The following is a 13,254-nucleotide window of genomic DNA, read 5'->3' as shown; positions in this document are numbered from 1 at the left end:
TGTATTTATCCAATAGGATTAAATAAATACACCAATACAAATACAGCAAGTGCTCCCCCAGCTTTTATTTTGGGCCAAAGGGTATCACTTTTATTATTTTCTCGGATTGTTTCTAGATTGATAAACCCTGGTAATGCTATACTTACTGCAGAACTAGCTAGGGCAATAATTACTCTAATGAATCCTTCTAAAGGTTCAAAAATTTTATCACATTCTTTATCCTTTAAATAAAGGAAGCATAAAATCAAAGTAAGTAGCCCTAAAAATGCTACTATCATGTCGGGGATAATGTCTTTAGCTGGTTTCATTTTATTAGGAATTAAAGATTCTATGTTCCAAAGATGAGCACACACTTTCCTTCAAAACATACCCACTACTAGGTATATTCTGTTAATATATGCTTAAAATCAGTATATTATATTACGGGTTTCCGTAAAATACATGGAAGAAGAATATAATTGTAAGTAAATAAGAGTCCTTTTGTGAGAAATAAAAAGAAGGGAATTAGTAATGAAGGTGTATTCTTAAGTTTATGTTTTTGATAAAACAACACGCTCTTCAGCAAACTCAATGTGACATACTTCGTTCCAGTTAGAGGTGTTCAATGTGTCATGGTTTAAAATGTCAAATAGGTAATTTCGATACACTTCGACAAGCTCAGTACAACGCAATTTGCTTTTAGCAAATCACTCAATTACCTTACATTAACTTATAATCTAGCTTTTAGTTTAAGTAAGTTACAAAGGAATATCAATACTCACACTCGTGCCACGTCCTATGGCGCTATCTACTTCCATAGTACCTTCTAGGTGCTCGATGCGGCGTTCAATACTACCCAGTCCCATACCGTCTTTTTCTTGAAGTGTCCTTGCTTTAAAGCCTTTTCCATTGTCTTCTACCATGATATTGAGTTCGTTGTCATGTTGCGTTAAGGAGATATTAGCTTCGCTGGCATTGGCATGTTTTATGATATTCGTAACGAGTTCTTGGATAATTCTAAAGATGGTAATCTCTAACTCATTAGCAATTCTGTTTTCTAAACCAAAATCTTGTACGTCTACTTGAAGGTTATTATTAGAAGAAACTGTTCTCGCTAATTTTTTGATAGCGGGTAAGAGTCCGTCTTTGGCTAAGACGCCACTATTACGTTCATGAGAGATGGAGCGAACTTTTGTATAGGCTTCATTGACAAGGGCATTGGTTTTTTGAAGTAAAGCCTTTGGATCATCTACTTTATCTAAGTTACGTTCTAAGTTTTCTACTTGCATACGAACAGTAGCTAAGGTGCTTCCTAGATTATCGTGTAATTCACTCGCAAGGCGTAAACGTTCTTTCTCCTGACCAGAGACCATGGCATTAATGGTTTCTAATTCTTTTTCTTTAAGGACTTTTTCGGTTTTTTGAATTTGGAGTTCGCGGTCTTGTTCTGCAATGCGTTGTTTGCGTTTGGTGTTGCGGTAGACAAGGAAGGCAATTATGGAGACTGCAGCAAGACTTCCTCCTAAACTCAAAGCAATATTTTGATTACGTTTCTTTTCTGCTGTTAGGATAAGGTTTTCTTTTTCTTTTTCTGCGGTATCTAATGCTACTTTAATTTTAGAAACCTCTGTATTGTGTTTTTGAAAGTTAAATTGATATCCTAGATAACGAGCGTTTCTCGCATGGTAATATGCAGAATCATATTTGTTTAATAAGCTGTAATAATCGGCGGCATATGAGTGATAAGCGACTTCATTTTTGAGAGAATCATTTCTATTTTTAAAAGGTTGTGATTTTTCTAAATTTAATAAGGCTTCTCTATAATTACCCATTCTCTCTTGAGATCTTCCTGAATTTATATAGGCTAGGTATTTCCATGGACGATAGAATTTTGTAGTATCAGATGTAATTAATAATTGTTCAAATAGTTTTAATGATTCTTTGGGTTCTTTTCTAATTAAAAAATTCCCTTTATCTAAATAATAATATACTTTAATTGGAGCTTTTATAGGAATCTGATTAACCAGAATATCTTGTTCTTTAAAAATACCATCAAAAAGGTTTTGATGTTCATATCGTTCAGGATTATATATTTCTGTTTGAGCAACTAAATTAAACCAATAGGAGTTTCTTAAAATATGATCAATGTTATCTGTAGATACTTCTTTGAATTTTTCAAGATAAATAGTAAACTCGTTATCATTTTGTAACGTACCTTTTAGATAAAAATTCAATATAGAAATAAGACAATATTTCTGAAACTCAATGCTATTTTGATTTAGTGATTCTTCATATGCTTTACGAAAGTATTCAAAAGCAGCTACTCTGTTTTTTTGATAGTGTAAGATATAAAGCCCTTCAGTGAGATTACGAAGGGCTTTTTCTAATGATGATATGTTTTGTTGTTCTATAAATTCTAATTGAAATTCATTTTTATGTGTTTGTCCATTATCTTTAATAATTTCTAAAATGAGTTGTAATTCATCTTGTATAAGAACTGGTGTTTTCTTTAAACTTTTTGATGCTTCTTTAAATTCAATACGTTTTACATTGTAGAAAAAAGAATCAATAGGAGTGTCTATATGCTGAGAATAGCCAGTTGCTGTACATAGAAATAAGAATAAATAGACTATTTTTTTTAACACTGTTTATCTTGATATTGCAATTAAATACGATGTGTTACAATTACCTCCAAACGTTTTTGGTCCTTCATGTTTATTTTTATCAGGATAATCATATCTGCCAGGTATTGGTTTTCTAGGAATAGGTGATTCATCTATACCATTTCTATAAAAGAATTCACTGTCAAAAATATTATTTTCCATGTGCCTACTATGAGAGAATAATGGATGTAACAATCTAAAAACATTAATATTATTGATATTACTTATGTTTATATTTTTTGAAGATACATCAATTTGTGTATGTGTATGTCCAGTCATACCTTTAATTGGCATATCTAACACTAATACATCTTCACTTAGATTAACAGCAATATCTCCTCCATTTGGGTTTAAAAACCCCATATTAATAATTCCTTTGTAATTAATAAGTTCTAAATCTATGGTTTGTAAGATATCATTTTCAAAAGTAAAATTTGCATAAATAGTATAATACGTTTGATAGTTTTGACTTCCATAAATAGCCTGATATCTACCATTATCATTAAGAATGAATGTTCCTGATAATTGACTAAAATCTACACTTGGGATTTGAATTTTTGACATAATTAATTTTTTATGATTTGTAATGCTTCAAAGATGAAGAGTTCATCTCTATCTTATCATACCCACCACAGGGTATATTCTCCCAACAAGCTATGAGAAATTTACAAGTACAAAAAATAAAATCGATAAAAAGCTATAAAAAACGGTAAAGGGTTATCCTTTTAGGGCAAACTTTATCACAAAGAGCAAGGCTACAAAACCAATAAAGCCAACTAACACCCAGCGAGATCCTTTGTATTCTTTTTTATGAAGCTTGGCATCTTTACGATACGAATAGGTTATAAAAGCTATAAATGCAACTACAAAGAAAATAACAAAAATCCACTGACCAGTACTAAACATGAGAATTGTATTTTAGAGATTTCAAAAATACAACATACCTCGTATATTTACGAACGAATTATTAATTAAGATACCCGCCTTCTCGGGTATTAAAAGAACCCTTTCACGGGCATACATATGAAAAATAAAATAGCTGCTGTGACTTTGTTTCACGATACATACGGTTTAGATCGAGAAGAAACACCTACAGCAAATCTTCCAAAAGAAAAAAATGCACTTCGTTTTAACTTAATGAAAGAAGAAAATGAGGAATACCTAGAAGCAGCAAACAATGGAGATCTTGTAGAAGTAGCCGATGCGCTTGGGGATATGCTCTATATCTTATGTGGTACCATTATAGAACACGGAATGCAGGATAAGATAGAAGAAGTCTTTAACGAGATACAGCGTAGTAATATGAGTAAACTTGGTGCAGACGGCAAACCTATCTATCGTGAGGATGGAAAAGTATTAAAAGGCCCTAATTACTTTAAACCGAATATTAAGGAGATCTTGGAAAAATAAGAGTTTAGACCGCTCGCTGATAGAACATAGATGATAGACTTTTTTGTTATTGTATAATGTTGTTGATTTAGTCAGTAGTCAGTAGTCAGTTGAGGTGACTGAGTGATTTGCTGTAAGCAGATTGTCTCGAAGTCATTGGATATGTATTCAAAATCTAAAATAGAGTAACACTCTAATTTAGAGTAGTACTCTATTTGTAGTATGTATGTGTTGATGCAGTCTTTTACTTTTATAGTAATAAAAAGGAAGCGTTCATAGTTAACATACCTCCATAAAAAATGCCATTCAATACGAATGGCATTTTTTATAAGATGTATGCTAAGTGATTACTCTTGTTTTACAGTAATACCCATTTTAGCAAGTACTTGTATCGTAATATCAAATGCAGGATCTGCAAAGGCTAAGTTATTATTGTTTCCAATGTTTAAGACTTGTGTATATCCTAATTCTTTAGCAACGACAGTAACATTTTCACCAATCTTTTTATAAAGCGGTTGTAATAACTCGTCTTGCTTTAATTGTACCAATTGTGTTCCATTATTACGGAATTTAGTGATATCACTTTCTAATCCAGCAAGTTCTTCTTGTTTTGCTTGTTTTTCAGCATCTGTCATCGCAGCAAAACCAGTTTCGGCAGCTTTATATACCTTATCATAATTAGCTAATTTTTCAGCTAGTTGTTTTTCAAGGTCTTGATTGTACACTTTAAGTGCGTCTTGTGCTGTTACAAGCTCAGGCATTTGAGACAATGTATAGTCCACATTTACAGTACCTACTTTTGTGTTTTGTGCAAATGTTGTCGCAGAAAATAGGGCAACAAATGCGATAAGTATCATTTTCTTCATTGTATATAATTTATTAGTTTTTTTAGCTTCGCGCGTGCAAATATATGAGATAGAAACCAATATCTGTGCCGAACTTTTATTTTTCAGTGTATACTTGGCCTCTATGGGGTTTTAGCGCGTCTCTTACGGGACGCATTTCATCTTCCTTCACTACGAGATAAGCGATGCTATGAAGTTCGCTAAGATTCTCTACACCTGTGATTTGAGTTGATAACGCTTTCGCGAAAGCGTACTCCTTCAAATGTATTTCATGATGGACCGCAGTTTGTGCACCTGCAGGGCCTCTAAAATCCCAAATGAGTTTTAAAAGTCTCATTAAATTCCGGTATAATTATCTGGTGTAATCGCTTTTAGTTCTCCTTTGATGGTTTCACTTACATCTAATGTATCTATAAATGTAGCGATCGATTCTTGAGTGATACGTTCATTAACGCGTGTTAATTCTTTTAAAGCTTCATATGGATTTGGATAGGCCTCACGACGTAATATTGTCTGAATAGCTTCTGCCACAACGGCCCAATTGTTTTCTAGGTCTTGTGCGATTTTTTGTTCGTTAAGGAGTAATTTATTTAATCCTTTAAGAGTAGATTGTAATCCTATAATTGTATGACCAATAGGCACGCCTACATTACGTAACACGGTGCTATCTGTAAGATCGCGTTGTAATCTTGAAACAGGAAGCTTTGCCGCTAAGTGTTCAAAGATTGCATTTGCAATACCTAAGTTTCCTTCACTATTTTCAAAATCGATTGGATTTACTTTATGTGGCATGGCACTAGATCCTACTTCTCCTGCTTTTATTTTTTGTTTAAAATAATCCATAGAGATATAGGTCCAGAAATCACGATCAAGATCTATTATGATGGTATTGATACGTTTTAATCCGTCAAATAATGCAGCCATATGGTCATAGTGCTCTATTTGTGTTGTGGGGAAGGAGTGGTGTAATTTTAATACATCATGTACAAAGTCATGTCCAAATTGTTTCCAATCTACCATCGGGTAGGCTACTTTATGGGCATTATAATTTCCAGTAGCTCCGCCAAATTTTGCAGCGCTAGGAATATCATTTAATAAATTAAGTTGCTCTTCAATACGTACCACAAATACTTCGATTTCTTTTCCTAAACGGGTAGGAGAGGCCGGTTGCCCGTGTGTACGTGCTAGTAATGTAATTGAGCTCCACTCATCTACTAACTGTTTTAAATGGTCTACAACTTCAAGTAGTTGCGGAACATATACTTGATTTACAGCATCCTTTAAACTCATTGGGATGGCTGTATTGTTTATATCTTGTGAGGTAAGTCCGAAATGAATAAATTCTTTGTATTCGGCGAGTTCTAATGCATCAAATTTTTCTTTGATAAAATACTCAACGGCTTTTACATCGTGATTGGTAATCTTTTCGATGTCTTTGATAGCTTGCGCATCTTGGGTTGTGAAGTCTGAGTATATTTCGCGTAAAGCGATATAAGAATGTTTATCAATACCTTCTAATTGCGGTACTGGTAATTCACAAAGTGCAATAAAGTATTCTATTTCTACTTTAACACGATATTTTATGAGAGCTTCTTCAGAGAAGAAGGGTACAAGCGATTCTGTTTTTGATGCATAGCGACCATCAACAGGGGAGATGGCTTGTAAAGGTGACAACGACATATGATGTAGTTTTTAATAAGGGGCAAAGATAAAAAAACACTATCGTAGCACAACTATTATGAGAGAATAAAAAAGGATGTAACATCACTTACATCCTTTTTTATCAAATTATGGCTAATCTAATGAGAACATCCTACTAGGGAATGGATATTTTTTGTTTTATTAAAAATTGGTATAGCTTGTCTTGTAACAACATCATTTACTAAGAATGTTTCAAAGTCATATGGAATCTCTCGTATTTCATAGATTCTTTTTACAATAGCTTCTCTGCTTGGTGCATTAAATTGTAAATTAGTACTGGATTGTCTCATAATACTATTAATTTCTGGACGCCATACACCAAAAGATACAAGACCACCTCCTTCATAAGCACCTACATTTTCATAGCCAGGAAGGCCTATAAAACGTTTCCATTTTATGTTGTCAAGATTATCTGTGATATCTAGATTTTCCCTAATACTCGTATTTGTAGGATTTGTATTATTATTGATTTCATATTCATCTCCTAATCCTGCAAATGAATGTCCAACTTCATGTACCATAGTACCTTCTGAATTACTTCCAGAATATCCTACATCACATCTAAAACATGCGTTACCTCCGCTTCTGTCATTAATAACAATTAACGTATTCGTGTTATTGCGATAATTGACAGGGATTTTATTCTTATAAAAATTAATTCTCAACGGGTCTGAACTAAATCTACTAAAATTATTAGAAGTTGTGATAGTATATGTTTTTAAAGCAGTACTATCTGCATTTTCTTCACCTTCTGGAATAGTACGGGATTGTGATTCTGCATATATAATCATGGCATTAAAATGTTCTTGATAACCAGCAAAAGGCTCTGTGTTAAAAAGTGTTTCAAAATAACGTTCTGCATCTTTTCTATAACTACCAAATGATTTTCCTAGATCTTCTTTTACATATCCGTCCCCTATAAAAACCATGGTAATACCATCTGGCCCTGCATTGTCAAAAAGCATTTCTACTTCGCCATCTTCAAAAAAAGCTACATCTTCGGCAATAATAGGTTTAAACTCATCATTATCATCACCAGAGCAGGCATAGATACTTATTGCTATAAGAATTCCAAAAAGGATTTTTATTGTTTTCATAATGATATTAATTTAAAGTAGCTTCATAGACATTATTGATATATCCATTAGGTGCTTCTAAGGCTTCAGAAGTTACAAAATATGCCTTATTACCAGTAACTTGTAGTTGTTCTATATTTTTATTGGATAAAATAGGGTTCAAGCTATCTATATTAATTTCTTGAAAACTGCCATCTAACGTATTATACACTCCAAAAACTTTATGTTGATTTTGACTGTTATTAAAAGGTTGTACTCCTAAGACATATATAAGATTTTCTACTGTAGATGTATATGCTTGTTGTATGACCACAGGAAGTTGTATTTGGTTTTGCGCTCCTGTATCTATATGATATGTATATAAAATATCCGAACCAATAAAATCTGTATCCCAACCTCCAAATATGTATAATACTTGATCTATAATTTCACCATCCATAAATGCGATATCAGATGGTGCAGGTATTGTTGCAAGTACTTGAGTACCTGCATCTCCTATACGCCATGTTGAAATTAGATCACTACTATTTGAATTTCCAAACGTATAAACGGTATCGTCTAATGCGGCTGTACCATTAAATATAAGTGTCGTAAATGGATCTATTTCAATAAACGATTGTACTCCTGTTAATTCATAGTCTAATGTTTGAAATCTAGCACCTCCTAGACTTAACACTTCTCCTTCTATAAATTCAATATTTTTAGTAGCAAAATCTTGTAGTGAAAAGTCAATAGAAGTTAAAATGTTGTTACTTAAATCATATTTAAAAGCTTGTTGAGCTCCAAATCCCTCTAAATCATTTCTATTGGTAAGGTAGAGACTATTTTGTGATTGAGATACTTTAAAACCTACTCTAGGAACTCCTGTACTAAAACTAAATAGTTCTTGAGGGTTTGATAAGGTCGTAGGTATTTGAATATAATCTGCGGCACTTTTAGGAACTAAGTTTACACTTAGATCTGTTTGACCACCGGGTTGTATGAGATTGATAATGCCTACATCTACATTTTCTGCCAGTTGTAATGTGATACCGCTTTGGCCAAGACTTAAGACTCCCGTATCTGGATTTATGGTTACTTGATAGGTTATAGAGGCTTCATTTGTATCGGAAAAGAATTCTTCAAATGTATTAACACCGATATTCATTCTAAATCCTTTTTTCCAGACTAAAGAGACATTCCCGTTTTCTAATGTAAATCTGAACTCGTCATCTTGTACATTGTATTCATCCATAAAATCTACAGAAGTTTCATTGTTTACAATGACAAATCCTTCTCGTATTTTCCAGGTTTTAGAGTTTCCATTTGTAAGTCGTTCTATAATTGCTTCTACATCTACAGTTTCACTTACTGTAGGAGGTGGCGTAATAATGTTGTCATCATCATTTCCGCAGCTGTATAAACTACTTATAATGATCAATAGACTTGCGATATAAATACATGATTTTTTCATAATGTATGGTGTTTTATTTTATAGTTGTTGGGTACATTTTAACATTTCACTCTTCTTACAGTCGTGTACTTGCCTGCCTGTCCGCAGATCTCACGAGTTCGCTTTCGCGAAAGCGTATAAAACGTTATTTAAATCAAATTGGGAAAGCTGTTTTAGATAAGAGCTGTATTATAAGGAAGCTCTGTATACGTCCATTCTCCAGAATCCGGTATCTGTATTTACTTCATCAAAAGCGAAGTACATCGCATCTTCGGCAATTGCAAATCCTCGTATTCTACGATCAGTTGGTAGTTGACTGTCTATATCTAGTTCTTGCAAAGTTTCAGTAGTGGTATTATATACTCCAAAATAGCGTCTTGTTTCCCCAATGCTTCCATTACTTGAAGTGGTTACTAATACTCGACCAGCAATGTAGATGAGTTCTCCTTTTCTGGAAACATAACTATCTATTAAGTCTACCCCTAATGGAATCGTTTCAAGAAGGTTTCCAGTGGTTAAGTCATGTTATAAAATAGAATCATAGAATGAGAAATTACCCGTTGGATCTATATAAAACCCGCCAAATATGTATACGTCGCTATCTACAATAGTAACATCTGCGAGTGCTCTTTCTGAAGACATATTTCCTAATTCTAGAAAACTAGTTCCTGAAGGAGAAAGTGTCGTAATCTGATCAGAAAGATAACCACCATATCCTCCCACAGCAATCATCGTGTTATTTTCAGCAGTAGTACTATGTTGACTGTCTGGCGTAAAATCGATACCGTCACCTAATGTTATTTGTGTAAGGTTATAATCTATTTCTGCGCTGCTAAAGTTAGACACCCATTTTAGGCTACCGTTTATAAACTCAAACTGATCACTTCCAATGGCATTATCAGTAGTACTAATGCTTGAAGTAGCCTGACTACTTTCTTCATATTTATAAATAGATAATTCTTGTGAATTATGTGCCATAGCAAATAAACTATTGGTCGCATATGAGTAGTTTAATCCAATTACGGGTTGTGATGTATTTGCACTAAAAATCAAATCAAAATTTGAAGGTGTTTCAATGTCTTGAAAGTCAGAGGCAGTCACAGAAGTTAATGTAATTGCCATTGTTTCTGATCCACTTTGATACTGTATTTCACCACTAAGTGTAGACGTGTCTGAATTATATGTAATAGTGATATCTCCTGCACTATTTGTAAAAACGTATGGATTTTCAGTACTAGAAGAAGTCATCATAAACTGAGAGGATTTTCTATACGTATCTGATTTTACAGTTGAGATATCAATAGCATTGGTGTTAATTTGATATGCTTCCAGCCACTTGATTGTAATACTACTAGCACTTGCCTGTGAAAGCTCAAATCGATCGTCTTGTACATTATATAGGTTTGCAATATCAAGATCAGATACGGTGGTGTTAGATAAACGTGCAGTCACTATTTTCCATCCATCGGTATTAGTGGTTACGATTTCTTGGATGATAGTTTCTAGATTACTGTTTTCTTCTATTCCTTCAGTTTCTGGAGTAGGAGGAGGGGTTGTATCATCATCAGATTGGCAGCTATAAAAACTACTAATAATTAGTAAAAGACTTGTGAAGTATATTAAGGATTTTTTCATAATTCAATGTATAAGTTGTTATACCTACTTATCTGAATTATGGTAAAAAGGTTGCGTATTTTTTTTGAAAAGATTTTTAAAAACGAATGGTAAAAATAGCTTAAATAAGCCCCCTTGCTTTGATTTCTAGATACTTATTGATAGTGTTAATGGTAAGATCTTCAGGTTTGGTTAAGATGGTTTGGATACCATATTTAGCAAGTGTTTTTACCATTATTTTCTTATCATAATCTGTTTTTTGAGCAATGGTTTTATGATAAACGGTTTCAAGACTATCGGCCTTATTGGTTAGTAACTCGTCCAGTTCTGTGTTCTGAAAAAAGATAACCACCAGGACATGCTTTCGCGAAAGCGCTTTTAAATAAATAAGCTGTCGTTCTAAGGAAGAAATATGCTCAAAATTAGTGTACAGTAGCAATAAACTGCGCTGTGTAACTTTTCGTTTAATTTGAGTGTATAAGGTGCCAAAATCACTATCTAAAAATTTTGTATCAATATTATATAATACTTCTAAGATGGTGTTGAGATGTGTTTTCTTACTACTGGCAGGAACATGGTTTTTTATATTTTCGGCAAAAGCAAGAAGGCCTACTTTATCTTTTTTCTTTAGCGCAATATTTGAAAAAGCCAATGTACTATTAATCGCATAATCCAATAGTGTAAGTCCATTAAAAGGCATTTTCATGGTTCTGCTTGCATCAATAATGGTATAGATAGGTTGCGATTTTTCATCCTGAAACTGATTGACCATTAGGTTTGCTCGCTTTGCAGTGGCCTTCCAGTTAATAGTACGTACATCATCACCGATCACATAATCTTTAATTTGCTCAAACTCCATGGTATGACCGATACGGCGTATTTTTTTCATGCCATATAATGTCAATCTATTGTCTAATGCAAGGAAAGAATATTTCTTCATCTGTATAAAAGAAGGATATACTTTTACCATTTGGTCTTTTTCAAAACGATAGCGACGTTTTATAATTCCAATAGGAGTACTTACATAGATATGGAGATGTCCAAATATATACTCACCACGTTCTACGGGTCGTAAATTATATATATATTCTTTTATTGATTTTCTAGGAATCTGAAATGTTTTTTCGAAATCTCTTTTCTGAAATTGTATAGGAATCTCATCAATAACAGATACAGTAACATCAAACGGATAGTTATTTTGGATGGATACTGTAAGTTCATTCAAGTCACTATTTGAGAACTTTTCTGGTAGTAAACGTTTTGCTATTATTTGTTTGCTTGCGCGAAAAAGTACCAAGCAGTCTATAAAAAATAAAACAGCGAGTGCTAGGCAAAGGAGATTTGCAATAGGAAACAGGAAATGAAACCAGTTTGAAATGAAATAAATAACGGCAATACCTGCTATCGCATAGAAAATTCTATGTCGTACAAATAAAGATTTTATAAAACGTATCAGTGCCAATCTACCTAGGGATTTCTACAGATTGTACAATCATGTCAATTACTTGTTCTGGTGTCATGCCTTCCATCTCTCTTTCTGGAGATAGGATAATACGATGACGCATTACAGGAACAACGGCACGTTTGATATCTTCTGGAATAACAAAATCACGTCCTGAGATAGCAGCAAATGCTTTTGCGGCATTCATAATAGCTAGTGAAGCACGTGGCGAACCTCCTAAATATAAATGTTGATGTTTACGGGAGTTCGTTACAATTTCTGCGATATAATTGAGAATTTTTTCTTCAATCATTACTGCTTGCGTTTGCTCTCTGAATATTGCTAATTTCTTAGGATTAAGAACCGCGGCTATGGTATCTTTAGTAATCACTCCTTTACGCTCATGATGACTTTTTAAGATGGCTACTTCTTGTTCTAATGAAGGGTAGTCTACTTTAATTTTAAATAAGAAACGATCTAATTGTGCTTCAGGAAGTGCGTATGTTCCTTCTTGCTCTACAGGGTTTTGTGTAGCAAGCACCATAAATGGAGGCTCCATAGGATATCGTACGCCATCAATGGTAATTTGACGTTCTTCCATCACTTCAAATAATGCCGCTTGTGTTTTGGCTGGAGCGCGGTTAATCTCATCTATAAGAACAATATTAGAGAAAATAGGACCTTTTTTAAACTCAAAATCACTGGTTTTCATATTAAGTACAGAGGTTCCTAATACGTCGCTAGGCATTAAATCTGGCGTAAATTGCAGACGACTAAACTGTGTGTCTAACGTTTTAGCAAATAACTTTGCAGTGACTGTTTTTGCAATTCCAGGTACACCTTCTATAAGTACATGCCCATCAGAAAGTAATGCAACTATAAGAAGTTCTATAAATTCAGATTGTCCTACAATGATTTTAGCAAGCTCTTCTCGTATTTGATCTGTGGCATTGCGTAACTCTTCTAACGGAATCCTATTCGTAAACTGCAGATTTTCTTTAGTCTCTGTGGTATCTTCTATAATTTCTTCTGGAGTTGCCGAAGGAGTATCTTGTGGTAATGGTGTATTTTCTTTTCCATCTTCTGGTGTTCCAGTTCCTGTTACGTCGTCCAT

The 13,254-nt window shown here is 33.7% G+C and carries 14 protein-coding genes; 1 reads left to right on the top strand and 13 read right to left on the bottom strand.

Features of this window, described 5'->3' with window-relative positions; genetic code table 11:
- Nucleotides 1-5 precede the first annotated feature (5 nt).
- From Q1A01_RS19495 to Q1A01_RS19480, 4 genes are all read right to left on the bottom strand, one after another.
- Entirely contained in the window at nucleotides 6-308 is a 303-nt protein-coding gene (locus tag Q1A01_RS19495; RefSeq protein ID WP_299684213.1) for a hypothetical protein, read from the bottom strand.
- A 429-nt stretch (nucleotides 309-737) separates the two neighbouring features.
- Nucleotides 738-2,624, bottom strand: a complete 1,887-nt coding sequence (locus Q1A01_RS19490; protein WP_299684211.1) for a sensor histidine kinase — start codon at nucleotides 2,622-2,624, stop codon at nucleotides 738-740.
- Nucleotides 2,625-2,627: 3 nt separating this feature from the next.
- Nucleotides 2,628-3,206 (bottom strand): hypothetical protein, encoded by a 579-nt coding sequence (locus tag Q1A01_RS19485; RefSeq protein ID WP_299684209.1) that lies wholly within the window; start codon nucleotides 3,204-3,206, stop codon nucleotides 2,628-2,630.
- Nucleotides 3,207-3,359: 153 nt separating this feature from the next.
- Entirely contained in the window at nucleotides 3,360-3,548 is a 189-nt protein-coding gene (locus Q1A01_RS19480) for a hypothetical protein (protein ID WP_299684207.1), read from the bottom strand.
- Nucleotides 3,549-3,665: 117 nt separating this feature from the next.
- Here Q1A01_RS19480 and Q1A01_RS19475 point away from each other — a divergent pair, with 117 nt between their 5' ends.
- Complete coding sequence (locus Q1A01_RS19475; protein ID WP_299684205.1) at nucleotides 3,666-4,052, top strand: nucleoside triphosphate pyrophosphohydrolase family protein; 387 nt, start codon at nucleotides 3,666-3,668, stop codon at nucleotides 4,050-4,052.
- A gap of 326 nt (nucleotides 4,053-4,378) precedes the next feature.
- Here the strand turns inward: Q1A01_RS19475 and Q1A01_RS19470 are convergent, their stop codons facing one another.
- From Q1A01_RS19470 to Q1A01_RS19430, 9 genes are all read right to left on the bottom strand, one after another.
- On the bottom strand, nucleotides 4,379-4,897 hold the full coding sequence (locus Q1A01_RS19470) for an OmpH family outer membrane protein (protein ID WP_299684203.1): 519 nt from the start codon (nucleotides 4,895-4,897) through the stop codon (nucleotides 4,379-4,381).
- A gap of 76 nt (nucleotides 4,898-4,973) precedes the next feature.
- Nucleotides 4,974-5,213, bottom strand: a complete 240-nt coding sequence (locus tag Q1A01_RS19465) for a hypothetical protein (RefSeq protein ID WP_299684201.1) — start codon at nucleotides 5,211-5,213, stop codon at nucleotides 4,974-4,976.
- Complete coding sequence (gene purB, locus Q1A01_RS19460) at nucleotides 5,213-6,556, bottom strand: adenylosuccinate lyase (RefSeq protein ID WP_299684199.1); 1,344 nt, start codon at nucleotides 6,554-6,556, stop codon at nucleotides 5,213-5,215. Before purB ends, Q1A01_RS19465 begins: the two co-directional genes overlap by 1 nt.
- Before the next feature lie 119 nt (nucleotides 6,557-6,675).
- On the bottom strand, nucleotides 6,676-7,674 hold the full coding sequence (locus tag Q1A01_RS19455) for a M64 family metallopeptidase (RefSeq protein WP_299684197.1): 999 nt from the start codon (nucleotides 7,672-7,674) through the stop codon (nucleotides 6,676-6,678).
- A gap of 7 nt (nucleotides 7,675-7,681) precedes the next feature.
- A complete protein-coding gene (locus tag Q1A01_RS19450) occupies nucleotides 7,682-9,106 on the bottom strand; it encodes a hypothetical protein (protein WP_299684195.1) in 1,425 nt (474 codons plus the stop codon).
- A gap of 168 nt (nucleotides 9,107-9,274) precedes the next feature.
- A complete protein-coding gene (locus tag Q1A01_RS19445; RefSeq protein WP_299684193.1) occupies nucleotides 9,275-9,424 on the bottom strand; it encodes a hypothetical protein in 150 nt (49 codons plus the stop codon).
- 186 nt (nucleotides 9,425-9,610) lie between these two features.
- On the bottom strand, nucleotides 9,611-10,720 hold the full coding sequence (locus Q1A01_RS19440; RefSeq protein WP_299684191.1) for a hypothetical protein: 1,110 nt from the start codon (nucleotides 10,718-10,720) through the stop codon (nucleotides 9,611-9,613).
- Between the two features lie 100 nt (nucleotides 10,721-10,820).
- A complete protein-coding gene (locus Q1A01_RS19435) occupies nucleotides 10,821-12,161 on the bottom strand; it encodes a DUF58 domain-containing protein (protein ID WP_299684189.1) in 1,341 nt (446 codons plus the stop codon).
- A gap of 1 nt (nucleotide 12,162) precedes the next feature.
- Complete coding sequence (locus tag Q1A01_RS19430) at nucleotides 12,163-13,254, bottom strand: MoxR family ATPase (protein WP_299684187.1); 1,092 nt, start codon at nucleotides 13,252-13,254, stop codon at nucleotides 12,163-12,165.

Source organism: uncultured Dokdonia sp. (assembly GCF_947492815.1).
In the GTDB taxonomy this organism is placed as follows: domain Bacteria; phylum Bacteroidota; class Bacteroidia; order Flavobacteriales; family Flavobacteriaceae; genus Dokdonia.
The sequence above is the reverse complement of the archived record's forward strand: the minus strand, read 5'-3'. Positions and strand labels throughout refer to the sequence as shown.